Annotated in this window: 26 protein-coding genes and 3 pseudogenes; 10 read left to right on the top strand and 19 right to left on the bottom strand. The window is 32.3% G+C overall.

What is annotated here, in order from left to right; all coding sequences use genetic code 11:
- Nucleotides 1-327: 327 nt before the first annotated feature.
- Together cspD and DN393_RS03210 are read left to right on the top strand one after the other, a co-directional pair.
- Nucleotides 328-531: a cold-shock protein CspD gene (gene cspD / locus DN393_RS03215; protein ID WP_000176365.1), complete on the top strand. Its 204-nt coding sequence runs from the start codon at nucleotides 328-330 to the stop codon at nucleotides 529-531.
- Nucleotides 532-617: 86 nt separating this feature from the next.
- The gene (locus DN393_RS03210) at nucleotides 618-803 is read left to right on the top strand and encodes a cold-shock protein (RefSeq protein WP_000286202.1); all 186 of its coding nucleotides are present in this window, start codon (nucleotides 618-620) and stop codon (nucleotides 801-803) included.
- A 38-nt stretch (nucleotides 804-841) separates the two neighbouring features.
- Here the strand turns inward: DN393_RS03210 and DN393_RS03205 are convergent, their stop codons facing one another.
- The gene (locus DN393_RS03205; protein WP_064474117.1) at nucleotides 842-1,393 is read right to left on the bottom strand and encodes a GNAT family N-acetyltransferase; all 552 of its coding nucleotides are present in this window, start codon (nucleotides 1,391-1,393) and stop codon (nucleotides 842-844) included.
- 518 nt (nucleotides 1,394-1,911) lie between these two features.
- Here DN393_RS03205 and DN393_RS03200 point away from each other — a divergent pair.
- On the top strand, nucleotides 1,912-2,460 hold the full coding sequence (locus DN393_RS03200) for a hypothetical protein (RefSeq protein ID WP_064474116.1): 549 nt from the start codon (nucleotides 1,912-1,914) through the stop codon (nucleotides 2,458-2,460).
- A gap of 51 nt (nucleotides 2,461-2,511) precedes the next feature.
- Here the strand turns inward: DN393_RS03200 and DN393_RS03195 are convergent, their stop codons facing one another.
- The 5 genes from DN393_RS03195 to DN393_RS03175 form a co-directional block, all read right to left on the bottom strand.
- Nucleotides 2,512-3,912, bottom strand: a complete 1,401-nt coding sequence (locus DN393_RS03195) for a protoporphyrinogen oxidase (RefSeq protein ID WP_064474115.1) — start codon at nucleotides 3,910-3,912, stop codon at nucleotides 2,512-2,514.
- A gap of 60 nt (nucleotides 3,913-3,972) precedes the next feature.
- The gene (locus DN393_RS03190; RefSeq protein WP_098111943.1) at nucleotides 3,973-4,701 is read right to left on the bottom strand and encodes an alpha/beta fold hydrolase; all 729 of its coding nucleotides are present in this window, start codon (nucleotides 4,699-4,701) and stop codon (nucleotides 3,973-3,975) included.
- Nucleotides 4,702-4,814: 113 nt separating this feature from the next.
- A complete protein-coding gene (locus tag DN393_RS03185; RefSeq protein ID WP_000424361.1) occupies nucleotides 4,815-4,964 on the bottom strand; it encodes an aspartyl-phosphate phosphatase Spo0E family protein in 150 nt (49 codons plus the stop codon).
- Nucleotides 4,965-5,129: 165 nt separating this feature from the next.
- Nucleotides 5,130-6,077 carry a hypothetical protein gene (locus tag DN393_RS03180; protein WP_064474113.1) on the bottom strand — a complete coding sequence of 316 codons (948 nt, stop codon included), beginning with the start codon at nucleotides 6,075-6,077 and terminating at the stop codon, nucleotides 5,130-5,132.
- Nucleotides 6,078-6,111: 34 nt separating this feature from the next.
- A complete protein-coding gene (locus tag DN393_RS03175; RefSeq protein ID WP_306461236.1) occupies nucleotides 6,112-6,705 on the bottom strand; it encodes a helix-turn-helix domain-containing protein in 594 nt (197 codons plus the stop codon).
- A 138-nt stretch (nucleotides 6,706-6,843) separates the two neighbouring features.
- Here DN393_RS03175 and DN393_RS03170 point away from each other — a divergent pair, with 138 nt between their 5' ends.
- Nucleotides 6,844-7,731 carry a DMT family transporter gene (locus DN393_RS03170; protein WP_149173312.1) on the top strand — a complete coding sequence of 296 codons (888 nt, stop codon included), beginning with the start codon at nucleotides 6,844-6,846 and terminating at the stop codon, nucleotides 7,729-7,731.
- A gap of 38 nt (nucleotides 7,732-7,769) precedes the next feature.
- Here DN393_RS03170 and DN393_RS03165 read toward each other — a convergent pair whose 3' ends face one another.
- The 3 genes from DN393_RS03165 to catA form a co-directional block, all read right to left on the bottom strand.
- A complete protein-coding gene (locus DN393_RS03165; RefSeq protein WP_048529052.1) occupies nucleotides 7,770-8,282 on the bottom strand; it encodes a GNAT family N-acetyltransferase in 513 nt (170 codons plus the stop codon).
- A gap of 149 nt (nucleotides 8,283-8,431) precedes the next feature.
- Complete coding sequence (locus tag DN393_RS03160) at nucleotides 8,432-9,358, bottom strand: GNAT family N-acetyltransferase (protein ID WP_064474111.1); 927 nt, start codon at nucleotides 9,356-9,358, stop codon at nucleotides 8,432-8,434.
- Between the two features lie 221 nt (nucleotides 9,359-9,579).
- Nucleotides 9,580-10,230 (bottom strand): type A chloramphenicol O-acetyltransferase, encoded by a 651-nt coding sequence (catA, locus tag DN393_RS03155; RefSeq protein WP_088046876.1) that lies wholly within the window; start codon nucleotides 10,228-10,230, stop codon nucleotides 9,580-9,582.
- A 198-nt stretch (nucleotides 10,231-10,428) separates the two neighbouring features.
- On the opposite strand from catA, the gene DN393_RS03150 reads away from it, so the two are divergent.
- Nucleotides 10,429-10,611 carry a DUF4021 domain-containing protein gene (locus DN393_RS03150; protein WP_000998381.1) on the top strand — a complete coding sequence of 61 codons (183 nt, stop codon included), beginning with the start codon at nucleotides 10,429-10,431 and terminating at the stop codon, nucleotides 10,609-10,611.
- A gap of 50 nt (nucleotides 10,612-10,661) precedes the next feature.
- On the opposite strand, the gene DN393_RS03145 is transcribed toward DN393_RS03150, so the two are convergent.
- On the bottom strand, nucleotides 10,662-12,893 hold the full coding sequence (locus DN393_RS03145; RefSeq protein WP_149173311.1) for an MMPL family transporter: 2,232 nt from the start codon (nucleotides 12,891-12,893) through the stop codon (nucleotides 10,662-10,664).
- A 116-nt stretch (nucleotides 12,894-13,009) separates the two neighbouring features.
- Between DN393_RS03145 and DN393_RS03140 the strand changes: the two genes are divergently transcribed.
- Nucleotides 13,010-13,633 carry a TetR/AcrR family transcriptional regulator gene (locus tag DN393_RS03140; protein WP_081257100.1) on the top strand — a complete coding sequence of 208 codons (624 nt, stop codon included), beginning with the start codon at nucleotides 13,010-13,012 and terminating at the stop codon, nucleotides 13,631-13,633.
- 127 nt (nucleotides 13,634-13,760) lie between these two features.
- On the opposite strand, the gene DN393_RS03135 is transcribed toward DN393_RS03140, so the two are convergent.
- The 6 genes and pseudogenes from DN393_RS03135 to DN393_RS03110 form a co-directional block, all read right to left on the bottom strand.
- On the bottom strand, nucleotides 13,761-14,414 hold the full coding sequence (locus tag DN393_RS03135) for an MBL fold metallo-hydrolase (protein ID WP_064474107.1): 654 nt from the start codon (nucleotides 14,412-14,414) through the stop codon (nucleotides 13,761-13,763).
- 66 nt (nucleotides 14,415-14,480) lie between these two features.
- Nucleotides 14,481-14,888 carry a GNAT family N-acetyltransferase gene (locus tag DN393_RS03130; RefSeq protein ID WP_064474106.1) on the bottom strand — a complete coding sequence of 136 codons (408 nt, stop codon included), beginning with the start codon at nucleotides 14,886-14,888 and terminating at the stop codon, nucleotides 14,481-14,483.
- 583 nt (nucleotides 14,889-15,471) lie between these two features.
- Complete coding sequence (locus DN393_RS03125; RefSeq protein ID WP_098102813.1) at nucleotides 15,472-15,942, bottom strand: DMT family transporter; 471 nt, start codon at nucleotides 15,940-15,942, stop codon at nucleotides 15,472-15,474.
- Between the two features lie 16 nt (nucleotides 15,943-15,958).
- A pseudogene (locus DN393_RS03120) lies at nucleotides 15,959-16,653 on the bottom strand (Crp/Fnr family transcriptional regulator).
- Between the two features lie 19 nt (nucleotides 16,654-16,672).
- Nucleotides 16,673-17,098: pseudogene (locus DN393_RS03115) on the bottom strand (DMT family transporter).
- 181 nt (nucleotides 17,099-17,279) lie between these two features.
- A complete protein-coding gene (locus DN393_RS03110) occupies nucleotides 17,280-17,765 on the bottom strand; it encodes a DUF2798 domain-containing protein (RefSeq protein WP_064474103.1) in 486 nt (161 codons plus the stop codon).
- A 212-nt stretch (nucleotides 17,766-17,977) separates the two neighbouring features.
- On the opposite strand from DN393_RS03110, the gene DN393_RS03105 reads away from it, so the two are divergent.
- Together DN393_RS03105 and DN393_RS03100 are read left to right on the top strand one after the other, a co-directional pair.
- Nucleotides 17,978-18,580, top strand: a complete 603-nt coding sequence (locus DN393_RS03105; protein WP_064474102.1) for a DUF2441 domain-containing protein — start codon at nucleotides 17,978-17,980, stop codon at nucleotides 18,578-18,580.
- A 33-nt stretch (nucleotides 18,581-18,613) separates the two neighbouring features.
- The gene (locus tag DN393_RS03100; RefSeq protein WP_064474101.1) at nucleotides 18,614-19,555 is read left to right on the top strand and encodes a nucleoside hydrolase; all 942 of its coding nucleotides are present in this window, start codon (nucleotides 18,614-18,616) and stop codon (nucleotides 19,553-19,555) included.
- A gap of 166 nt (nucleotides 19,556-19,721) precedes the next feature.
- Here the strand turns inward: DN393_RS03100 and DN393_RS03095 are convergent, their stop codons facing one another.
- From DN393_RS03095 to DN393_RS03085, 3 genes are all read right to left on the bottom strand, one after another.
- Complete coding sequence (locus DN393_RS03095) at nucleotides 19,722-20,585, bottom strand: MBL fold metallo-hydrolase (protein ID WP_088046879.1); 864 nt, start codon at nucleotides 20,583-20,585, stop codon at nucleotides 19,722-19,724.
- A 112-nt stretch (nucleotides 20,586-20,697) separates the two neighbouring features.
- The gene (locus tag DN393_RS03090) at nucleotides 20,698-21,327 is read right to left on the bottom strand and encodes an immunity protein Imm33 domain-containing protein (RefSeq protein ID WP_088046880.1); all 630 of its coding nucleotides are present in this window, start codon (nucleotides 21,325-21,327) and stop codon (nucleotides 20,698-20,700) included.
- Nucleotides 21,328-21,375: 48 nt separating this feature from the next.
- Entirely contained in the window at nucleotides 21,376-22,164 is a 789-nt protein-coding gene (locus DN393_RS03085) for a class I SAM-dependent DNA methyltransferase (RefSeq protein ID WP_088046881.1), read from the bottom strand.
- Nucleotides 22,165-22,299: 135 nt separating this feature from the next.
- Here DN393_RS03085 and DN393_RS03080 point away from each other — a divergent pair, with 135 nt between their 5' ends.
- Both DN393_RS03080 and DN393_RS03075 read left to right on the top strand, forming a co-directional pair.
- Nucleotides 22,300-23,037 (top strand): ZIP family metal transporter, encoded by a 738-nt coding sequence (locus DN393_RS03080; RefSeq protein ID WP_149173310.1) that lies wholly within the window; start codon nucleotides 22,300-22,302, stop codon nucleotides 23,035-23,037.
- Nucleotides 23,038-23,118: 81 nt separating this feature from the next.
- Nucleotides 23,119-24,818: pseudogene (locus DN393_RS03075) on the top strand (pyruvate oxidase).
- Nucleotides 24,819-24,856: the final 38 nt, after the last annotated feature.

Below are 24,856 nucleotides of genomic sequence, written 5' to 3'. Positions count from 1 at the left end.
CTAATGCAAACTTTCAATAAAAATGTTCTCCGTTTAGCATAAACCAAAATTAGGAATAATATATAAATAAAAGAGATGTCTTTGTGTCTTTTCCCATTATCTCCATCCTATTGCACACTGGTATTACCAGCACTTGCTATTTCCCACCATTTGTTGTAAGATAGTAATTAAGGTCAATTTAACACCATATTTCCTTTGCATATTATCAAGTATCAATCAGGATTATTTTATACTCCTTATGGGTGTTTGATAATATGTGAACTTTTATTTTTCATTCAAATAAGGCCGATCATATTGTAATCTTTTTAAATTTTAGGAGGCACTACCATGACATTAACAGGTAAAGTAAAATGGTTTAACAGCGAAAAAGGTTTCGGTTTCATCGAAGTTGCAGACGGTAACGACGTATTCGTTCACTTCTCAGCTATCACTGGCGACGGCTTCAAATCTCTTGACGAAGGTCAAGAAGTTAGCTTCGAAGTTGAAGACGGTAACCGTGGACCTCAAGCTAAAAACGTTGTAAAGCTATAATTCAAACAATAAAAAGGTTGTTACCAGCTCGGTTAACAACCTTTTTAATATATAACTAAAATTTTTTACATAAAAGGAGTGGTTATATGTATCGCAATCGAAAGAATGATGTAGCAGAAGTACCACCAGAACAAACCCCTGTCTGGGAATGTGAATCAGAGGATTGTTTAGGATGGATGAGAAAGAACTTTTCATTTGAAGAAGAGCCTAAATGCCCTTTATGTAAAAGTAGCATGAAAAGCGGAGAACGTTTATTACCTAAAATAGGTTAATTTTTACTTACCCCCTCTTTTATAAGAGGGGTTTTTTATTATAAATTTATATCCTCTATATCCGTTCGAATTATAGAATACAATAGTGCATCATGTTGCTTATTTCCTTGATGAATATATCCACGTAATAACCCTTCCTTATGAAAGCCTATTTTAGATAACATTCTACAAGAAGTAACATTTTCAGGGTATGTAATAGCTCCAATTCTAAATAAGCCTAAATCTCGAAATCCATAATGAATAATTTCTTGAGCCGCTTCTGAGGCATAACCATTTCCCCAATAACGAGGATGTAAGTCATATCCAATTTCAGATCGTTTACTCCATAGTTGTAAATTATTTAATCCAATTGTACCGACTAACGTATTTGTTTTTTTTAATACAATCCCCCATCGTATTGCCTTTTTCTCAAAGTAATTTTTTGAAAAAGATTCAATCATACGCGACGCTTGTCCAAACTCCGTAAAGGAATTCATACCGTAATAACATGTTACTTCATCCAATGAAAAAATTTCATATATTTTTTGACAATAAGATTGTTCTATTTCAACTAAACGTAAACGTTCAGTTTCTAATATAGGAAACGCCATAGAATCATTCCTTTCTTTCTACACATTCATTATAGCAGAAAAAATATTTCAAATTAGGAAAGTCCTTAATGTCCCATTAATCAAATATTTCTAGAGAAGCTTATTCTCTTAATTCAATACGAACTAAAAGTAACCCTTCTTGCTTTTACATGATTAGAAAAAATAAAGAGATGATCATAGTATTTTGACCATCTCTTTATACTCTATTTATATGCAACTAATGCCCAATGACATGGAGCTGTTTGTCTCCAGTTTATACTTGAAAAACCAGTTTCTCTAAGTAGTGTATCTAACTCATTAACAAAAGGATACAATCACATCCCCTCCTATTATCCTGTTCTTACCTTTATTTATAAAAATTAATTGTTTTCTTTTCATCTCCATCACTCCACTCGTAATAACATATCTTATAATTTCGTTTCCACACTCACTTTTCCCTTCTAAAATAACACCCTCCTCCATACATTTATGGTAAAATATAGTTAAAGTATATTTTGTTATGGAGGTGTATATTTTCTATGTATATATTCATCAGTTTATCCCTCTTACTCATATTACTCATATTTTTATTTGCAAAAAAGTTCGCTCCAAACTCATTCATGATGACTAGTTTTAAAGGCAATAGCTTTAAAACATTTTCAATTGGCATGTTAATCGCCGCCACTCTTTCACTTTCCTATGGTATCTACCACGCAGCAACATATCAACCTAAACATTTAGATATCACGTTACAAAATCAAAACTTTACTGTTTTCGGTAATGTTGGGGAGCTTGGGTATTTCTCAGAAGAATTACTAAAAAAAGATACAGAAATTGAACTATATTTTGCCTCATGGGAACCAATGCAATTAAATAATCCAGAAATAATAGTTAACTATCCTTCAGGTAAGCAAGAATCATGGAAACCGAACATAACATCACTTCCAGCCAATAAATTAAAAGAGAAACATGGCATAAAAGAGCTTTATCAACTCTCATCCTATTCATTTAAAGAATCCGGGAACATAACATTAACGATTACTGAGAATAATACAACTAATAAAAAAATCTCAATTCAAGTGAAATAAATAAAACGTCCCTCCAATATACTGGAGGGACGTTTTATTTATATATGTATTCTATTTTGACAGTTCCTTTAATGTTGCAATTATTTCATTTGCAGTGTTTTTTCCATTTCCAATACACGCACCAATTCCGACACCGTAATATGAGGCTCCAGCTAAGTATACATTAGGATAAAGATCCGTCATTTTTTCTTGTAATATTTGAACAGCTTGATTATGTTCTAAATGATATTTCGGCATTAAATCTTTCCAATTTGTAACTTCAACTACTTCTGGTTTCCCTTTAATTCCTAGGCTCTTTTCAATATCATATAAAGCGACTTGTACCAATTCTTCTTCACTATAATTTTTAATCGTTTCATATACTGGATTTGTACTCTTATAAAACATTCTTACTAATAGCTTTTGTTTTCCCGATGTATGCTTCCACTTCCGGCTTGTCCATGTACACGCATCACAATGTAAATCACTGTTTTCCGTTACGATAAATCCTGTGCCGTCCGCCGGTAATTGTTCATCAAGTATATCAAATCCTAAGTAAATACTTATAAGAGATGAGTTTTTAAATGTATGAAACTGCTCGTTTAACTCATTAGACTGTAATAAAGTTTGTGCGATATCGTGAGGAGCTGCTAATACAACATAATCAGCTTGGATTGATTCATGATTTGCAAAGGAGATTTCATAGCGATCACCTTGTTTCCTTACAGCAGTCGTTACAGCGCCTTTCTTAACGACTGTCTCAGTCAGCATTTCTTCTAAACGATAAATAATCGTAGATAGTCCACCTTTAAATGATACGAACTTTTTGTTTCCTGCTGATTGAAACTGTTTTTTATTCTCTTCAAAACCTTTAATAATACTTCCATATTTATTTTTATAATCCAGTAAATACGGTAATGTCGATGCCATAGTAAGCTCATTTAATTTACCGGAATATACACCTGAAAGCACCGGAGCAATTTGTTTTTCCACTAACTCTTTCCCTAAAAAGCTTTCTAAAAATACAGCAAGCGAAGTATCTTTTGTAAACTCTTTATTTTTCGTTATGAAATCTTTTAAAGCAACAATTTTCCCTTTCGTTGAAACTAGCGTACTGCTAAACAACGACTCCACACTCATCGGTATCCCAAATATAGTGTCAGATGGAATTGGGTGTAAAGTATTATCAGAATATATGTAAGAAATACCCGTTTCATTATATACCATTTCTTCTTCTAAATTTAAATCTTTTACAAGCGGTAAAACATGTTCATTACGAGCAACGATAGAATCTGCTCCTGATTCCATAATAAAATCCTTTTCTTCTACACTATGGATTTTACCACCTAAGTACTCTTCTTTTTCTACAAGGATTAAATTTAAATCGATATTATTATCCTTTTTTAATTTTTCTAAATAAAACATAGTAGAAAGTCCCGTTATACCTCCACCGATAACAACAACTGTTTTCATATGTGCTGCGCTCCTAACCGATACAATTAATAATTCCTTTATTATTATACCCAAAAGTCCTTATATTCGACTAGCAGCTTGTGCATTCTGTAAGAAATTAGACAATATATTCGAATATATTTCTGGTTGATCGTTGTGCACTAAATGACCAGCAAACGGAATAATAGCAATATGAATATTTTCATTTAATTGTTTGAACATTGTAGCAGCTGTAACTTCATCTTCCGAATCTCCCCCTGCAATACAAAGTGTAGGTACTTGAAGATTAGCTACATCACCAGTTTCATCGAATGGGTACCAATCTTTAACTTGCCACGATTCAAGCAATGCTTTCCAATCACTTTTTTCATGAATTTGATTCATATAAGTTACAACTTCTTCATTTTCCATCAATTGCTGATGGCAATTCGCTTCATACTCCTGAGACTCCTCCCAATTTTCTCCCTTAAGCGGAAAGATACCAGAAAAAGTTAATGTTCTCACTTTATCTGGATATTTTTTTGTGAATAATAAAGCGACTAATCCTCCTAGGGAAACACCAGCTATATGACATCTATCAATTTGTAAATGCACTAACGTATCATGTAAATCCTTTACAGAACGTAGGAAATAATTCTCCAATGTCCCGCCTGATCTTCCATGTCCTCTTAAATCCGGACGAATGACTTGATAATTTTTTTCTCGAAAAAATGCTACCTGCTCATCAAATTCTTCTAAACCTGTCATACCACCAGAATGTAAAAGCACAATTGGTTCCCCTTCGCCTGAAATGTTAGTATGTAAAATCATATATGCCCCTCCTTTGAAACGGAATATTCCATTAATTATCAGTATATAGAATATTCATCTGAATTTCCAAATAAAAAGAACTATAACATTTTCACATCATGTCATAGTTCTTTCTATTTCAAAAACATAAAGTAATTAATCAATTTGTCTATTTCTTGGCTTAATGCCAGTACTTTTTCATGTTGAATTCCATAATCCGATACTAAATATAACAGCTCTTCTTTTTTAATTTCTATTACTTTCTCTAATTTCACTAATTCCATGTCGTTTTATTTCTCTCCAATAATAAAATGTATGTATTTTAGTATAGCCTACTTACATAATTAGTAAAAGTAAAATAAGTATGTAAAATCTTACAAATATCAAAATAATATATTTTCAACAAAGAATTTTTTAACTTAGCCCTTTATACAGATCATTAGACTCCATTACGCATTAATAATAAATCGGAATTTCTCTAATGTTATATCTTTATATTTTGGAGCTCTCTTAATATGATCAAAATAACTATATGAGAATTTAAAGATATGTCCGAAATCCCAATCAAATGTACTATAGTCTTTTAGCCAAAATTCTTTTTCTGTTGGTAATACATGAGCTCGTTTAGATTCGACTAAAGGTAAAAAATCTATCGGTGAGTGTAAAGTTATTTTACTATTTGACGTTAATTTTTGACTAGCACGTAACACGTATACTAGTTTCAACAGCGGACGTATACCTCGTTGGAATATATCTCTATGACCTAAGTCATACATAATATTAATTGCATGAGAAAAAGTAAGTAAATGACCAATTAAATCATGATGTGATTCCGCTCTATAAATAATATTAAATTGCGAGAGCTCGTTTAAAATAAACGTAGATAATTGTTTCGGATTTCTTAATTCACTTTCTATCTCATCTTTTATACTTAATTGTTTTACTTCCTTTGTTGTAAAACCAATCCATGATCTACCAGGAATTGTTTTTCGAAACGATATTATAAGGTTAGTAATCCCTTCAATCTCTTGATTATCGCCCCATTTTTGTAACTCTTTCATAGCTAATAAACTTAATGCAGCATAAATGACATTATGCCCCACCCAATGAAGTTCATCAATTGTATGTTCCAATGATTTTATAATCATTTTTTCAGCACTTTGAAAATCAATTTCCTCTTTATCATCAATGACTTCACCTAAGTTTTGCTTGTTCAGCATCCTTTTTGTTTGGTAATACATATTATGAGTTATCTCTTCATCCATATTGTTGTCTTTCATAAAGAAATAACTAGCAATTGCAGCTGCTCCAAAATGCGCATGCCAAATATTATTTGTCTGTCTTTTACATTGAGAAATAATTGAAAGGCCACTTTTTAAAACGATTTTATTTTCCATCTATTTTTCCCCCGTAATAAAAATCATTTAATACTCATCCTAAAGATGGCGTCAATACAAATAAAATATGATTGGATTCATCACTTTTATTTAAAAACCGATGCTTCACGTTTGGCGGTATACGTACAACGTCGCCTTCTTCTAAAAAATATTCTTTTCCTTCTAACTCCACATACACTTCCCCTTTCATAACAACAGCAATTTCTTCCTTATCTTCATGTGAATAGTGACTTTCCGTTGTGTTTGCTTGTTTATTTAAATCCATTATTAACATTTCAATACGTGCTTTCATAAAATCCGGTGTTAATACATCATATACAATGTGATCATTGTTCTCCCGATATACTTTTTTTCGATCTTTTTTCTTAGAAATGAGTGAATCTGTATCAATTTCATTAATAAAAAGTGTAAATAGTGGTACATTTAATGCTTTCGCAATTAATTCCAATACACTTAAAGAGGGATTCGCATATCCTCGTTCAATTTGACTAATTAGTGAAGTACTAATCCCTGCATAATCAGCAAATTCCCGAATTGTCATATTATTTTTCTTACGATAACTTAATACAGTTTGTCCGAGTCTATCATGTATCATAATAAAAACTTCCTTTCGTCCATCATATTGCATGTTTCATTGCCTTTGTGCTGACATAGTAAACAAAAGTAAATAATCCTTTCCTATCATCTCTGGGACTTATATACTTACCTTTGTACATTATATCTTATTTAGTTCATTATAATAAACAGTCTATCGGAGGGACAAACTGTGAAATCACCTATTCTTTCATATTGCATCTTATTTTTCGGCGTATTCGCCCTATCAACTTCAGCAATTTTCGTAAAATTGGCAGATGCTCCTGCGGCTATCATTGCTTTTTACCGATTATTCTTTGCTACACTGATTCTATTACCGTTATTACTATTTAATAAAAATAATCGAAACGAGCTAAAAACAGTAACAAGAGGACAATGGGGATTCGGATTCATATCCGGGCTATTTTTAGCTGCACATTATGTACTATGGTTTGAATCATTACAATACACTTCTGTAGCGAGTTCTACAGTTATCGTAACATTACAACCTTTATTTTCAATGATTGGTGGTTACTTTCTATTTAAAGAGAGATTTACGAAAGGAGCGGTTATTGGTTACCTCATCGCTATTTCAGGAAGTAGCGTCATCGGATGGCAAGACTTCCAAATCAGCGGAGAAGCATTATACGGAGATATTTTAGCATTTATTGCGGCCGGAATTATTACCGCTTATTTTTTCATTAGCCAACATGTTCGTAAAGATTTATCACTTATACCGTATTCGGTAATTAGTTATGGAAGTAGCGCCTGTTTTCTCGGTATATTTGCCTACATGCAGCAAGAATCTTTCATCCATTACTCTATACAAACTTGGTTGTGCTTTATTGGCTTAGCTTTCATTGCTACGATTTTAGGTCAAACGATATTCAATTGGTTACTAAAATGGATGAGCGCTACTGTTATTTCTATGAGTATTTTAGGAGAAACGATTGGAACTTGTATACTAGCGTATTTTATATTAAATGAGACTATTTCTTTACAACAAGGACTAGGCATTACAGTTATTTTTATTGGCTTAGCATTATTTTTAGTGCAGCCAAAACTGCCTAACAACAACTAACAAATAAAAAGCATGACAGTATACTGTCATGCTTTTCACTATCCATTATGTATGATTAAACCATCAGGTCTAAAACGACTCATCATAATTTCATTAATGAACTTTCCGTGAGCCTTCAAATTCCCTACTTTTATTCCCTCTTCTACAAATCCAAATTTTTCATATAGCGATTTCGCCTTAGGATTCGTTGCTAAAACACCAAGCTCTACTCGCTCTAACATTAACCAATTATCAGCCAAATCAAGCATTTTTGTAAGAAGTGCTTTCCCAATGCCTTTATTATGATATTCACTATCTACCCCCATAAACAAATCACCCGAATGAGATCTACGTCCTGGGCTTTGGGTTAACCCAACAAATCCAACAACTTCTCCATCATACTCTGCAACAAATTCAAATTGATTTGGCGCTAAATTACGAATTCTATTTTCCATCGCATCTACACGCATACTAGGTAAGAAAACCATATAAGGTAAAACATCATCTTGTATGCATATACGATGAATTGCTCTAGCATCTTGTATTTCTACCGCTCTTAGTTTAATCTCCATATTTTCTCCCCTCCATATTCATAACAATACATATCATTCTAGACCCCTGGGTGAAACCCCTTCCCTTCTATATTTCTTTATGTTATTTTTACACAATTATTTCGGTATAATATCCAAATTACGACCAGCTTATCTACAATTCATGCGGGTTAACTTTTCACTTTATTATATAACTCAAGCAGATTTTCAATTGGAATACCATTTATTTTCATACCAGTTATATCACAATTTTCTATTTCCATATTTTTGAGATTACTATTACTTATCGTACTACCTTCCAAATCACATCTATTAAATGAAATAGGATGTTTATCTTCTCCAAGGCTTGTATCTTTAAAATGAACTCCACCTAAAGTCACAAAAGAAAATTTACTACCGGAAAGATTTAAATCTGCATATAAAGAACTTTTTAAATTTATATTTCTAAACTTTGATTGACTTACATTACAATTACTCATATTCATATGCATTATATTACTACCAACAAAGGAACTATTTTTTAAATTCACTTGATAATACTCTGTATTTGCTAGATTACAGTTTTCATATTGGCTATTTTTCATATCATTATTTTTAATCAGGTTCTCTTTAGCTGACTCTACAGTTATTCTTTTTACATAACAATACTCATCTTCAGATCTGAAAATTATTTCATAGCCCATTTTTTCATAAAAATGATGATTATTAATTTGTCTACTAGATGTTTCGAGATCCCAAATCCTTATGCTTAGATATTCCTCTTCTATTAATTTAATAACATGTGATCCAATTCCTTTTCCTTGATAAACAGGCTCTACAAAAATACGATCAATTCGGCCATATGACTTACCTGAGATCGTAACTATAATTCCTCCGATTATTTTTCCATCCATTATCACTTTGTAACAATCCAATTCTTCAATCGAATATTTCATCATTTCAACTGAAGAATAACCTGGTGGTTGAATGTTATAGTCAATTACATCACCTTGACCGCATAGCCATCGTTTTGCTTCTTCATCAAATGTTCTTGTCATTATTTCTGTTAACTTTTCAGCATCTAAAATTGTAGCTTTTTCTATACATATTATCGTCATTTTTGTTTTCCCCTTCATTGTTACAAAATAATAAGTTTTATGAACTTTATAGTTATAAAATAAAGAAAATTAAAATTAATCATCTCATTTACTATTAAACTACAAATCAACCTATATTTTCCATTGTAACTCAATATTAATGAATAAAGAAGAGAGCATGCAATATAAACATGTTCTCTTCTTTTATTTATTTTTAATTGTATATTATTAAAAATTAGATATTACTTTAGCCACTCGTTGCAACTATTACTTAACTCCTGTAAATCCTCTAGGAATTGACTCGCATGATACCCATCACAAACCGAATGATGGACTTGCAATGAAACTGGTAGTATAACCCTATTTTCTTCATTAAAATATTTCCCACAAGTTATAATTGGTAATAGAAAATCACCATCATTATTAATATTAAGATTAAATCCAGTAAAACTAGCCCAAGGTATACTAGAAATAGGAAAAGTATTTGGCGGAATATTCTCTTTCGTGAAGAGACCATGAACATTAGCATAGCATCTCATATCTTCTTCATAATTTTTATAGAAAATGTGGAAATCACTAGAATAATCCGTCCATATACTTGAAAAAGACTTATCATCTTTATGGAAGATTGTATAACTTGGTATCATTTCCTCCCAATAGCCTAAAACTCCTTCATCGTTAAAACATGTTCGAAATTCTTTATGATTATTTACTACTCTAGAAATTAAATATATAAAAACGGGATAAAATTTTATTCCTTTTTGATGTAATTCCTTTAACAATATCGTTATATCAATATTTACAGTTATACTAAACGTACATTTCAATTTTAAATAATGTTCAAAATACTGCTCTCTATTCCAATTTTCTATGTCAATTATATGAAACTTCATTGTAATAGCCTCCTAAAATTTTTTTATTTTAGAAGGCTAACTTTCTTGTTTTCACCATACCTGTTCACTCCTTATATTTTAAATTTATCCTCAAGTTTTTTATTTAATTATATAACATCTGCAAAAATCCATTCACATATTTATTGGAATCCAACCACATACTATTAATAAATCAACTGACGTTTGGAGGATTCAAACATGAATGACAAAAATGTAAATAAAAAAGATAATGCTATCGCAAACAATACACCTATTCAAAATAATAATACTGTAAACCTTAATGTAGAAGAACAAGCAATGAATGGCTTATATGGAATGCCAGAAACTGCTATTGAAGATGCTGATCATGCTGTAACTGATGATTTGACTTCAAAAAATTAATAAACTACTACATAGAAGAAAGCCAAGGAAAATATCCTTGGCTTTCTTAACTATGCATCCACCTTTTGTACTTCTTCACTCTTTCTTGAAAGATTTCCTGGCCAAAAAGCAAAGCGACCTAGAACAACTGTAATTGCTGGTACAAGTAATGGTCTAACAATAAATGTATCTAATAATACACCAATTGCAGTTACAATACCAAATTGAACAAGAACTTGAATTGGAAGTGTACCTAATACCGCAAAAGTTCCTGCTAAAATTAAACCCGCGGATGTAATGACACTACCTGTTTGTATAACGCCATTTTTTACTGCATCCAAATGATTTTGTGTCTTTCTGTTTTTCCATATTTCTGAAACCATAAAGATATTATAATCTTCACCTAAAGCAACTAGAAATACGAATGCATACAACGGTATCGCACCTTGAATGGCCGGCGCTCCCATACCATAATGAAGTAATAGCCACCCTGCTCCTAGTGCCGAGAAGAACGATAATACAACAGTTACAATTAAATAAATCATCGCAACAATTGATCGTAAGTAAACAAGTAATAATAAAGCTATAATACTAATCATTACTGGAATGATAACTGCTTCATCACGTTCCGTAATTTGCTTTGTATCATATAATGACGCTGTTTCTCCGCCAATCAATAGTTGATTTTCTGCATTACTAACCCCAGCATCTTTTAATACTTTTTCTACACTGTTTTTTAATTTAGGGATTTGATCTAACGCTTCAATTGAGTATGGATTTTCAGCTAAAGAAACCTCATACATTTGTATTTGCTTATTTTCTGTGCCCACTTTTGGATCTTTCACAGTTTGTACGAAAGAAAACTTCTCTAGTTCTTCTTTAATAGGAAGCTCTTTTCCTTTCGTATCAACAACAACTTTTACTGGCGCTAATTCACCAGCTGAGAAATGATCACTAATTAACGTAAACCCTTCGCGGGAAGGCATATCTTTTGGAAACGATTCTAATAAGTCATATGTGTATTGAATACGTGGTACAAATGAAGCCAATCCACCTAATACAAATACAGTGAGCATAATTATTGTCCACGGTCTTCGTACTACAACATCTCCAAGCTTTTTACTAAAGGCACCTTTTGATTTTTTAACTTTTACGACTTTCTTTTTCTTTCTTGCAAACTCCTCATTCATAGAAGTTGTTCTCGGTATAAATGGGAAGAATGCAGCTCTACCGAAAATTAATAATAATGCTGGTAAAATTGTTAAAGCAGCAATTCCCATTATGAATACAGCAACACTAAATGGTACTGCAAATCGATGAAAGGCACCATAATGAGCAAGTAATAATGTTCCTAATCCAAGTACAACAGTAAGCGCACTCATTATAATTGCTCCACCAGAAGCTTTAATTGCAAGTTGCAGCGCCTTATATTTACTTTCTTCTTCTAGCAAGTACTCTCGATATCTTGAAATTAAAAATAAACAATAGTCCGTTCCAGCACCAAACAATAATACTGTCATGATTGATATTGCCTGAGCATCTACTTTAATCCATCCGTGATTAGCTAAAAAACCAAGTGTAGGACTAATAATACCGTATGCAAAGCCGACAACAAGTAAGGGTAAAATTGCTAAAATCGGTGAACGGTACAGTAAAATTAATAAAACTAATACGAGTAATACAGTAGCAATTAATAATTTCACATCTGCTTGACTAAATAAGCTAACTGCATCCGTTTGAATACCTACAGGTCCAGATAATCGAACGTGTAAACCAGCGCCACTTAGTTTTCGTTTGAATGGATCTTCATCGATCTTACTATTGACTATGTTTTTTAAATCATCAAGATTTCCTTTTAATATATCTGTTCCAGCTGCCTTGTTAAAGAATACTGGTGTAACAAATGATGTACCATCTTTTGATGCACTTTTTGATAATACTTGTTCTGGTAATGTATCAAATGGCGGTAACGTTGATTGCTCCTTTAAAGGACTAGCTTTTAACTCTTTATAAACGTCTTGTATGAGTTTATAATCCTGTGACTGTAATCCACCATCCTTATACCATACTACTAATAAAGGATTCCCTGCATTATTCGGAAACTCTTTTTTCATAAGTGCTTCCGCTTGCTGCGACATAGCTGTTTCAGGTAAATTTTTTGGATTCGGTTCTTTCGTACTGTTTACTTGTGGCAATGTAAATGAAAGTAATAATGTAATAAGAATCCAAATCGATAAAGTTATCCACTGTGTATGCTTCCCTGCTACAAGCCTCCCTAACATATGTAACGGGTGCTTTTTCATAAAAACCCACCTTCCTTTTTTCCTCTAACATTAATTATATATACTGGTCGGTTAATTAATCAAGAATGAATAAAACTTTGTGTTATAATTATCTCAACAATACATGTCAGGAGCGAATGGATTTGGAACAAAAACAACGTCCTCTCGGAAGGCCTCGTCAAAATAAAAATACAAAATCTACAAAAGAAACCATTTTGGAAGTTGCAACTCGACTATTTCTTACTCAAAATTATCAAGTCGTTTCCATGGATGAAGTTGCAAAAGTTTGTGGTGTTACGAAAGCAACCGTCTACTATTACTATTCAACAAAAGCAGATTTATTTACCGCTACTATGATTCAAATGATGGTACGTATACGCGAAAATATGTCTCAAATCCTTTCTACAAATAAGACTTTAAAAGAAAGATTATTGGACTTCGCTAAAGTCTACTTACACGCAACGATGGATATTGATATGAAGAATTTTATGAAAGATGCAAAACTATCATTATCTGAAGAACAATTGAAACAATTAAAAAATGCTGAAGACAACATGTATGAAGTATTAGAAAAAGCACTTGATGATGCAATGCAAATTGGAGAAATCCCAAGAGGAAACGCTACATTTGCGGCTCATGCATTCGTATCTTTATTATCAATTGGGAATTTTAAAGATGAAAATCACAATCCTATTCTTACAAATATAGATGAATTAGCCCAAGAAATCGTTTCTTTTTATTGGAACGGGTTAGGCCGTTAATCTTAAATAGATTTCATTTAATAAAAGAGCATGTTTGAATTTTTTTCAAACATGCTCTTTTATTATTTATTTACTATTAATTAGATTATACTTCAGCACAGTTTAACAAAAAATTCCTCTTCAACTTTTACAAATTTTGAATTTGAATCTTTATATTCTCCTTACTTAATCCCCCATGATAACAAACTACCGATTCAATATCTAGATTTGAATACCTCTTCAAAGACTGCTGTGCTTCCTTAACATTTAAAGTTGTTGGGGCGTGAATTCCTTCTAACTTTCCATTCACACTATACATCGAGTCTCCTGCAATAAGGGTTTTACTTTGTTTCAAATATAAACTAATATGACCTGGAGTGTGTCCTGGGGTATGTAGAATTAGTATCCCACCGCAATACGGAATTTCTTGCCCATTTATCACAGTATCACTCACTTTTCCTTTTGGTGGATTCTTTACTTGTCCATCCTTCAGTAAAGGAAACTCCCCTTCAATATAAGGTTTATCTAGCTCGTGCGCATAAACCTTAATATCACTTACACCATTCTCCAATAAATCAGGAAGGCTACCTATATGATCTATATCCTGATGTGTCAAAATCACAACTTTTAGCTTATCAAAAGATACCCCAACTTTCTCCATCTCTATTTGTATATCTTCAAATTGTCCAGGGAAACCAGTATCTATTAACACTGCCATTTCATCATCCCATAAAAGAATTGGGTGAATAATAAATTCTTGAAACTCAAGTTGTAACATTTCTACCCCTTTAGCAATCTCCATATAGTCCGTCTCCTTTATGATGAAGTTTGAAAATATGCACAACTACACCGAAAATATAAAGCCACACTATCTTTTAATAGTTTTTGTCATCCCAATAGAGAATGCCTCAAACCCTATAGATTCATAATAAGATTGCAATTTTTCTACACACATAAGTTGGGGAATAACCTTGTTTTGTTCACAGTGCTGGATTAATCTTTCTACTATTTCTTTTCCAATACCAATGGACTGATACTCTGGCAATACACAAACACCACAAATAACGCCTGTTATTACGCCATCTGATATAATACGCCCCATCCCTACTAACTTCTTATCATCAAAAGCATAAATTGCATACCAACTTTGTTTACACATTTGTTCTAACTCGTTAACCGTTAATTGAAGAGAATTCCATCCTAAAGATTCATATACAGTTAATAATCCATTGAAATTTGTTGGGTGTTTAAATGTGTAATTTATACTATTATTCATGTAAATACTCCTTATTTTCTCGTTTGTTTTTATTTCATAAAATTATCTTTACTTTGAAATTAATTTATACAAACTTCCATAAGAATAATATTATTCCTTCTCAACTTAAAATAAAAAGAAGTTAACCTCTCCTCAGTTAACTCCTTTTATATAAATCCATCATTATATTATTAACCAAAAATCATACAGCTACAGACGATCAGGACAAACAAAACTAATAAACTGTTTGAGAAATAACCCATAGAATACTACCCCTTTATTTCATTATGTTAAAGATTTTACCATAAAATTATTTACAACATAATAACTGAAAAAGACATTGTATTCATTAGTTAAATATACTAGGTAATATTTAACTTTAATCATACCCTACTTTATAGGCACTTCTCCTACTACGATAGTTCACATAACTTCAAAATAATAAGTGCTATATAAAAGATCACAATTTATCTAAGGCTTGTTTACTTATTTTTCAACTATGCTAATTGTTAACTTACGATTTCCTCAAATAAATGTGACATCTTCACAAGAAGAGCATTCACTACTACTTCTCTAACCATTTACAACTCTCCCTGTAATTTATTTAAGCTCTATCCTCATTTATATTAATATCTTTCTTATTCGAAAAAAGATCTTTAAAAATTCCTACCCCTACAATTAATATAGCTATTCCAAGTAATTTATTTATTTGTAAGGGAACCCTTTCTATTCCAAATAATCCAAATGTATCAATGCAGAGAGCAACAACTAATTGAGTAATAAGGCTAATTAGCACCGTATAAGCTGGACCTAAACTCTTTATTGCACCCATTATACAAATTATTAACCCGATGCCAAACAATCCACTTACATAAAACAAATAATTTGTAGTATACACTTTAATGCTAATACTGTTTTCTGTAATGATATAAAATAGAATAGAACTTATGAAACCTATTCCAAGAACACATGCAGTTGTTAACCACTGCCCTACATTTTCATTCACTTTCGTATTAAAAACAGATTGTAAGCTAATTAATACTCCAGCTAATATAGCTAAACTAAATCCAATCATACTCCCTCTCCCCTTTTCATTGCTCATATATATTATTTTTAGCAACTTCCTTCATTCTAAAAAAATCTTTAATTACAATAACTCCATTTCTCTTTTCAATTAATTTTTCTTTATAAAATTTTTGTAACAACCGAATTACGTGCCGATAACTTACTCCTATAAAATCCGCAATACTTGATATCGAAGTTGCATCCAAATCTTTTTTATACATATTCCCGTTACTATCAGTAGAAATAGAAAGTAAATAACTAGCTACACGTACTTCTACTGGATAAAGTAAATTAAGTGCTGTAAAACGAGTCGATATTTTTAATGTGTTTGCAATGTTTTCAAGCAAGAAGTTCATAAATATAGGATCATGTAATAACTTATTTCTAATTACAGCATGAGAAATAGAGATGGCTATAACATCTGAACAAGCTTCAACGACATTATGCGCTTTGCTATTTTGTATGAATTCAATATCGCCAACAACCGCCAATGGATTGATAAAACGAAGGATCAGTTTCTTTCCCTCTGGTGTAATCGTATAAACTTTTACTTTACCTTTAACAACAAAATATAAACGATCCATTGCGTCATCTATATTGCAAATAAGCTCGCCTTTTCAAAATGATTTACTTGAAAATAAGCTGTATCTATCTCTGAAAAAATTTCAAGCATTTTATTAGTTTTCAAATAATGGATAATTAAATCTGATCTATTCTCCATTTTCATTTCCTCCTTTCATTTACATATTAAATACAACAATACCTATAATCATTACTATTGTTCCCACAATATGATATCTCTCCATCTGTATCTTTTTTATTTGAAATAATCCCTTCATTTCAATTAGAGTTGCTGTTAATAATTGAGCAACCATAAGTGTTCCAGCTGTTAATGTAACTCCCATTTCATGTATCGCTACTGTTTCTGCACAAATAATTAATCAGCCAAGTGCACCAGCTACTAAATATATTTTTTTCACATCCTTTAAATCCGCTATTTTCTCTTCTTTCTTTAACAAAAATATTGTTGTTGCAATAAGGAATCCAATGAAATGCGTAATAATACTCGTTGACCATATACCGATATGTGAACTAAGTTTCGCATTAAATGTACCTTGAAGTGTAATAAATACGCCAGCTAAAATAGCAAATAAAACGCCCTTCAAAAAATCATCTCCTAATCTTCTATTTCTGACTTAATTAAAAGCTATAATCCTATAAAGGCAAAAGGACAAATGACACATCAGTATGAAAATAGCTACAAATGAACAATAAAAAACACAACTCAAAATATTTGAGATGTGTTTTTTATTGTTTTATCGTTATATAATATTTTAATATTTATAACTACGCTATATTAACAGGTTTATTCTTCATAACAAACTTTCCAAATAAGAAACGCACAAGTGGCCCCATAATAATTAATTGTAATGGATACGCCAAAATGAAATTTTTAATAAAAATTGAAAAATACATCGATACAAATGAGTCTCCTTGTAGTCCACCATGTAAATACATCATAGCCATTCCGTAAAAAGACATAAAGAAAACCATTCCAATTACCATAGCTGTCGCCATCGCAACTATCATATTTATTTTCTTCGATTTATCAAACGGTAACATGAATACAAGTTTTTTCGCACAAGGTCCAACGATACATATTTCAATTAATAATGCAATAATGAATCCAATTAGTAGTTCTAATGTGATCTCCTTAATATGAATTGGCCCTCCTGCTCCATTCAGTAATAAATTATAAAACGTCATTACAATAACCATCCCAAGGCACATCATCATACCAAATTGGAGGTTTTCCTTTCTTGTTGTTGGCAATTTCTATCATCCTTTCTGTTTAAGTCTTTGTCATTATATCGATTATGGAAACCTCTTCGTAAGTGAACATTTTGTGAACAAATTTAAAGCGTTATCATATATTCACTATACTTTCTGATCAAATTCTCACTCTTACTTATAAAGGTTTTATATATTTCAATGTTGAATTACTAAATTTAACATTAAAATACATTACTACAAGGAGGATAACCATGAATGACATAGAATTTTACGTATACCACATCGTTACAAGGGAAAAAATGAAGATTGGACAAATCATTCATTTCGGTAAAAATCAAACTAATACTCTATATCGGTTCTTTTTTGAAAGAGAACAATTAAATTCTAGTGGTGAAGATGGCATAAAAATTATAAATAACCACTATAAAAATGAAGAATTACATATAAAGAATGAAAATGCTAAAGTAGTTATGAGTTATATCGATCAAACAATTAGAACGGTTAGAGAAACGATTGTAGAAATGGTTAGACTACAAGAATTTCCTGAATACCCTTCAAGATTATCTTGTTTATATGCTGCAAAGAGCTATGAAGATACTTTAAAATGGAAAGCATTATTTGATTCTTACAATCGAGAAGTTTTGCAGATTGTTAAACTACGAGTAATTGGAAATTGTTTTGAAGGTGACGGAAATCTTTTACCAAAAGAAGATGGTATTCCTTTCTCTCAAAAAATTGAACAAGCAAGAGAGTATTGGAAAGGAACTGTAAATAATGAACTTCCGGAATTACTGATAAATGGAAAAAGTGAAGTAGTGGAAATCATTGATGATTTTTCCACAATTCATATTTAATTCCTTACTAAATCATATAGGATGGGGATTACAATGAGGGAAAAAGTGTACTTCAATCATGATGGTGGTGTAGATGATTTAATTTCACTATTTTTATTACTCCAGATGGATAATGTCAAGCTTACAGGTGTTTCAGTTATCCCTGCAGATTGCTATTTAGAACCAGCAATGTCTGCGAGTCGCAAAATTATTGATCGCTTCGGCAAAGGAAATATTGAAGTAGCTGCATCAAATTCCCGTGCAAAAAACCCATTTCCAAAAGATTGGCGGATGCATGCATTTTATGTAGATGCTTTACCCATTTTAAATGAGTCTGAAAAAGTTGTAACACCCGTAGCAGAAAAACCTGCACATCATCATTTAATTGAAACCCTACTACAAACTGAAGAGAAAACAACTTTATTATTTACAGGGCCTCTTACCGATTTAGCGCGTGCACTATATGAAGCACCTGTAATCGAGGGGAAAATTGAGCGCCTTGTTTGGATGGGAGGAACATTTCGTACTGCCGGCAATGTACATGAACCAGAACATGATGGAACTGCTGAGTGGAATTCGTTTTGGGATCCTGAAGCAGTAGCTCGTGTGTGGGAATCAAAAATTAAAATCGACTTAGTAACGCTAGAAAGTACAAACCAAGTTCCATTAACTATAGACATACGTGAAAGTTGGGCAAAAGAGCGTAAATATATTGGTGTTGATTTTCTTGGTCAATGCTATGCAATGGTTCCTCCCCTCGTTCATTTCTCAACTAACTCTACTTACTATTTGTGGGATGTATTAACTGCTGCCTTTATCGGGAAATCTGGCCTTGCAAAATTACAAACAATTAATAGTATTATTCATACATATGGACCTAGCCAGGGGCGTACGGTGGAAACTGTTGCTGGACGACCTGTAAATGTAGTATATGATGTAAACCACAATGGATTTTTTAACTATATAACTGAATTAGCGAAGAAAGCTTCCACTTGAACCACTATCTATATGAAAAATAAATAGAATGGCATTATTTCAGACGATAAACCCCATATTTAGAATTTGTTTGAAACTACATATTTAACTATTGAAAAGAGTATTGAATTAACTTTCAATACTCTTTTTATGCAGTTTAATTATATTTGATTAGTGTAGTGTCTTACTAATTATTCATTTCATAACCATTTACAAAAAACGTAATTGTTTCTAATTCATCTTCATTTAATTCTCTATTTACGTCTCGTTTATACGCTTCCTTTATGTTTTCTTCATCGCCTTTATGAATTTCTGTATAAGTTCCTACTGTTTTTAACAAATGCATTTCTTGTAAAAACTCATCCCGACTTATAGCTGTCCCATGAGAAAGAATATAAGTTTCAGCATCAAATGACTCCAATTCTTCGATTAATTTGAACGTTCGTTTCGTCGTATAGTTCCATTTTGAAGAAAAGATATCTGCATATATACAGTCTCCTAAAAATAATATCTTTTCTTCTTTCACGTAAATAACAACTGAATCATATGCATGATTTCCGCCGACATGTTTTAACACGCATGTCACTTCACCAAGTTCTAATTCAATTTGATCCTCGAACGTTAAGGTTGGAGGAATAATTTTAATATTTCTCGCTTTTTCTTCAAACTCTTTCTTGATGCAATCCGCACAAAATGCAATTTCAGTACCCTCTTTTACGCGTGCGTCCAACGCTTCATCTGTCCATTCATAAGATACTAGTGGCTGCATTTCTTTCTTCGTTTCTGCATGCGCAATAGTTAATGCATCTTGTAATACAGGCAATCCAAAAATATGATCCCAGTGCCAATGCGTTAATGCTACGAAATCAGGACTTAATACATTCTGTTCTTTTAGCATTTCTAAAAATAATTGTGCATGTTCTTCTGAATTCCCTGCATCAATCATTAAAGTTTTTTCTTGTCCAACGACCATTCCTAATATAGGTCTATCTGTTTCAGAAACAGGTGTCATATACCAAAATGAGTTTCCTATTTTTTTTATTTGCTGCATAATTAGTTCCTCCATTTACTACTATTCTCTTCAATTATTATCTGTAAAACCTTCATCCAGCACATAGCATGAAATAATATATATCGCTTTCTTTAGAACATAGTAACTTCATCTATCCATTTAAATAAGCATCCCAATCATAGTCTTCAATTTTATAGAATCTACCTTCATCATTTCTTTCATATGCACATAAAGGTGGTTCCTCAAGAAAGTTTAAAATAGAATCATCTATATTCAAAATAACTCCAATTGAAATAATTTGAAAGTTTTTAGGATTATTGACATAGTCATCACTTTCATAGCCACTTAAAATTGACCAACCTGGATCGCCTTCTGCTGTTGGATTATCTCTAAGCATAAAGTTAAATTCTCTTTTTTCAAGTACATCATCACTAACAATTACCTTCGTATCAAAATAAAAATCCCAATCACTTGAAGCTGGATCATCATATTCCGTATCACATATATTTTCAATTCCAAATGAAATTTTATCACCTATTTTTAAATCTAAACGATACGGATCATTGTCCAGTTCCCCTACGAACTTCTTCTCATTTCTTTCAGTGATTACAACCCACATTCTTTCACCATGAAATCCATCTTCTTCCTCATTTTTAGATACAAAAATTAGCTTTACCAAATCTCCAACCTTTAATTTCTCCAACACTTCTGAACTAGGAAGATAGAATGTATAGGGCGCTTCTTTGTTTATTTCATAAACATTATCTAAGTACCAAGTCATCTTTTTCTCTCCTTAAAAGCTTTTCACACTCATATTTTAAAAATAACACTATTTTTTCTTCCGGCAAACTACTACCATAGAATAGCAGTCTTCCCCTAACTTATTTCCTTCCCAATCATTATATATATGTAATAATTCAAAACCATTCACTACTAATAATCTTTCTAACTCTTGCGGATATGTATAGCGAAGATCGATCGTTGTTTTCAGTTCTTCTACTTTCACATCATCCTCATAAAACCTTCTTGTTGTTATGTAATGCTGTATTTGCTGAATTGAATCGTATGTCATTTCAGTATATAGATCGCATTTTCTTTCCTTTTCATCAATAATAGTTGTCCAATATTCTTCTGTAGATGGTTGTATTAATTCTTCTTTTGAAGGAAAACGTGTATCGAATATAAATATACCATTATCAGCTAACACATGATGAATAGATGTTAATAACTTATTTTGATCTGTGTTCGTAAGTAAGTGTTGAAATCCATGACCAACCATAAATGCTAACAGAATTGTTTCTTCAATCTTTAATTGTAAACAGTCTTGTTGTAACCATTTTACTTTTTTACAATCCATAGATTTTCTCTTCGCTTCAGCAAGCATACCTTCATGTATATCTACACCAATCATTTGATATCCGTTTTCTATAAATGGAATTGTAACCCTTCCTGTTCCGCAGGCAATATCTAGAATCCATTCATTTTGTATATTTAGTTTTTGTGCCCATGATAGTAAGAACGGAAAATCTGACAGACTTTTATTTTCTATATCATATCGTTTTGGATTTTCGTATTCAGATAGACTCCATTTTGTTTGCAAACGTATTCCCCATTTCATATTTCCACTTAAGTTTAATATATAAATTATAACGAATTATTAGTTTTTTCTCTATAATCAAACACAATTACTTGGACTAATCTAACTTTCCTTTTCGTAAGCTAAAAATAAGTGGAAGAATCGGAGTGTGATACGATGGAACGATTATGGATTCCTATGATAGTTACATTTTTTTCATTCGGTGGATTACTATTAGGCGGTGCTGTCGGCATTGCTACGCGCCAACTAATTGAAGAAAAAATGCATCGTTTATATGCATTATGTGGCGGAATTTTGCTTGGCCTTTTATCCCTTGAAATTATTCCTGAAACATTTGCAAGCTATGAAATAATTGGGCCTATACTTGGTATAGCTATCGGTATTTTGGTTATGAACTTATTAGATAACTATTGTCATCATCCAATGATACATAAAAAAGATCAACAAGCGTGGCAAACTTTCCTTTTTCTTTCTTTTGCTATATTTATTCATAATTTGCCGAGTGGCTTTGCATTAGGTACAGCATTTATAAATCATAATGATTCTGCCATTCCTTTCTTACTTGCGATTATAATTCACCATATTCCTGAAGGCCTAGCATTAATCATCCCCTTCCTCTTTACAAAGCATAAATGCATTTCATTTTTATTTACGACTTTATTACTTTCACTTATTCTCGGAACTGGTACTGTCTTTGGTATTTTGATGGAAGGAAAGGCTCTACATTTACAAGAGCTCATTATGGGGAGCGCTATCGGTTCACTTGGCTATGTCACAATTCATGAAATGCTTTGGAAGGCTAAAAAACAGCTCTCCTTCCTTACATTTTTAACATGGGCAACTAGCGGGTTTTTACTAATAACAGTATTTACACTATTTACTGGTCATCATTAAAGATAATAATATAATCATTTGTATATTTTTCCTTTTTCTCCAAAACATAATAGTATCTACCTATTATAAGGAGGAAAAATTATGTTTGGGAAAACAGCCGGTGAAGCATTAGTTGACCTATTAATTGACTGGGGAGTAGAACACATTTACGGAATGCCTGGAGATTCTATCAATTCTATAATTGAAGCTTTAAGAAAAAAACAAGATAAAATCAAATTCATTCAAGTCCGCCATGAAGAAGCTGGTGCACTTGCAGCAGCTGCCTATGCTAAGTTAACAGGAAAACTCGGCGTTTGTATGGCAATCGCAGGGCCGGGCGCTATCCATTTATTAAATGGTTTATATGATGCTAAACTCGATAAAGCCCTGTTCTAGCAATTTCAGGTCAAGTAGAAACAGATTTACTCGGGACGGATTTTTTCCAAGAAGTAAACTTAGAAAGATTATTCGATGATGTTGCGGTATATAACCAGCGCATTATGTCAGCAGAACAGTTGCCTGCTGTCGTGAATCAAGCGATTCGAATGGCTTATACGAAAAAAGGTGTATCAGTTCTTACGATTCCAGATGATGTTCCGAAATTCGAAGTAAAAAGTGGTGCTCGTGTTACAAATACTTCTTTTACATTACCTGAGTTATTTCCGCAAGAAGAAGATTTACATGCTGCAAAACTCGCAATAAGTGAAGCGAAAAAGCCTGTAATTTTAGCTGGAAAAGGTGCGAAACATGCGAGAGAATCTTTACTTACTTTCGCAGAACACATCGGTGCTCCAATCGTACTTACATTACCAGCTAAAGGGATTATCCCTGATGAACATCCACTTTGCATCGGCGGATTAGGATTAATTGGAACGAAACCTTCTTATGATGCAATGAAACATGCAGATACTTTAATTATGATTGGTACTTCTTATCCATTCACCGGTTTCTTACCCGAAAAAGCAAAAACAATTCATATCGATACTGATCCGGCCCAAATCGGTAAACGTTACGTAACAGATATCGGCTTAGCCGGTGATGCTGATAAAACATTAAAATGGTTAATTGAAAATGTAGAAAAACACGAGGACCATTCCTTCTTAGAGCATCATCAAGAAATGATGAAAAATTGGGAGGAAAAATTACACAATCAAGAAGACGATACATCTACTCCAATTAAGCCACAACGTGTTATGCATGCACTGCAACAAGTAGCTCAAGATGATGCAATATTATCAGTCGATGTCGGAAATGTAACAGTATGGACAGCAAGACACTTCCGTATGACAAATCAACAATTTATCATTTCTAGTTGGCTCGCAACACTTGGCTGCGGTTTACCTGGTGCACTTGCTGGAAAAATTGCTTACCCGAATAAACAAGTATTTGCAGTTTGTGGTGACGGTGGTTTTGGAATGACAATGAACGACTTCGTAACAGCTGTTAAATATAAACTGCCGATCGTGGTCGTTGTTTTAAATAATAATAAGATCGCCATGATTAAATTCGAACAAGAAGTTATGGGGAATATCGAATTTGGCACAGACTTAACAAACCCTGATTTTGCAAAATACGCAGAGGCTTGCGGAGGTATTGGATACCGAGTTGAGAATTTAGATGAACTACTTCCTGCTTTCGAAAATGCGGTAAAACAAAATAGACCGTGTATTATTGATATAGTTGTAGATGCAAACGAAGCACCAATGCCAGCAAAAATCACCTTTGGTCAAGCCGCTGGTTATACGAAGCATATGATAAAAGAATTATTTGAAGAAGGTAAGATTGATTTACCACCACTATAAACAAAAAAGATAGCTGAAAACAATTTGTCTTCAGCTAT

Source organism: Bacillus sp. BPN334 (assembly GCF_008368885.1).
Lineage (GTDB): Bacteria > Bacillota > Bacilli > Bacillales > Bacillaceae_G > Bacillus_A > Bacillus_A wiedmannii.
Note: the sequence above shows the minus strand (reverse complement) of the source record. Positions and strands in the feature narration are given on the sequence as shown.

Coding starts and splice junctions, on each gene's coding strand:
- cspD (WP_000176365.1), top strand. CDS start 328: ATGACATTAACAGGTAAAGTAAAATGGTTTAACAGCGAAAAAGGTTTC.
- DN393_RS03210 (WP_000286202.1), top strand. CDS start 618: ATGTATCGCAATCGAAAGAATGATGTAGCAGAAGTACCACCAGAACAA.
- DN393_RS03205 (WP_064474117.1), bottom strand. CDS start 1,393: ATGGCGTTTCCTATATTAGAAACTGAACGTTTACGTTTAGTTGAAATA.
- DN393_RS03200 (WP_064474116.1), top strand. CDS start 1,912: ATGTATATATTCATCAGTTTATCCCTCTTACTCATATTACTCATATTT.
- DN393_RS03195 (WP_064474115.1), bottom strand. CDS start 3,912: ATGAAAACAGTTGTTGTTATCGGTGGAGGTATAACGGGACTTTCTACT.
- DN393_RS03190 (WP_098111943.1), bottom strand. CDS start 4,701: ATGATTTTACATACTAACATTTCAGGCGAAGGGGAACCAATTGTGCTT.
- DN393_RS03185 (WP_000424361.1), bottom strand. CDS start 4,964: ATGGAATTAGTGAAATTAGAGAAAGTAATAGAAATTAAAAAAGAAGAG.
- DN393_RS03180 (WP_064474113.1), bottom strand. CDS start 6,077: ATGGAAAATAAAATCGTTTTAAAAAGTGGCCTTTCAATTATTTCTCAA.
- DN393_RS03175 (WP_306461236.1), bottom strand. CDS start 6,705: ATGCAATATGATGGACGAAAGGAAGTTTTTATTATGATACATGATAGA.
- DN393_RS03165 (WP_048529052.1), bottom strand. CDS start 8,282: ATGGAGATTAAACTAAGAGCGGTAGAAATACAAGATGCTAGAGCAATT.
- DN393_RS03160 (WP_064474111.1), bottom strand. CDS start 9,358: ATGACGATAATATGTATAGAAAAAGCTACAATTTTAGATGCTGAAAAG.
- catA (WP_088046876.1), bottom strand. CDS start 10,230: ATGAAGTTTCATATAATTGACATAGAAAATTGGAATAGAGAGCAGTAT.
- DN393_RS03150 (WP_000998381.1), top strand. CDS start 10,429: ATGAATGACAAAAATGTAAATAAAAAAGATAATGCTATCGCAAACAAT.
- DN393_RS03145 (WP_149173311.1), bottom strand. CDS start 12,893: ATGAAAAAGCACCCGTTACATATGTTAGGGAGGCTTGTAGCAGGGAAG.
- DN393_RS03140 (WP_081257100.1), top strand. CDS start 13,010: ATGGATTTGGAACAAAAACAACGTCCTCTCGGAAGGCCTCGTCAAAAT.
- DN393_RS03135 (WP_064474107.1), bottom strand. CDS start 14,414: ATGGAGATTGCTAAAGGGGTAGAAATGTTACAACTTGAGTTTCAAGAA.
- DN393_RS03130 (WP_064474106.1), bottom strand. CDS start 14,888: ATGAATAATAGTATAAATTACACATTTAAACACCCAACAAATTTCAAT.
- DN393_RS03125 (WP_098102813.1), bottom strand. CDS start 15,942: ATGATTGGATTTAGTTTAGCTATATTAGCTGGAGTATTAATTAGCTTA.
- DN393_RS03105 (WP_064474102.1), top strand. CDS start 17,978: ATGAATGACATAGAATTTTACGTATACCACATCGTTACAAGGGAAAAA.
- DN393_RS03100 (WP_064474101.1), top strand. CDS start 18,614: ATGAGGGAAAAAGTGTACTTCAATCATGATGGTGGTGTAGATGATTTA.
- DN393_RS03095 (WP_088046879.1), bottom strand. CDS start 20,585: ATGCAGCAAATAAAAAAAATAGGAAACTCATTTTGGTATATGACACCT.
- DN393_RS03090 (WP_088046880.1), bottom strand. CDS start 21,327: ATGACTTGGTACTTAGATAATGTTTATGAAATAAACAAAGAAGCGCCC.
- DN393_RS03085 (WP_088046881.1), bottom strand. CDS start 22,164: ATGAAATGGGGAATACGTTTGCAAACAAAATGGAGTCTATCTGAATAC.
- DN393_RS03080 (WP_149173310.1), top strand. CDS start 22,300: ATGGAACGATTATGGATTCCTATGATAGTTACATTTTTTTCATTCGGT.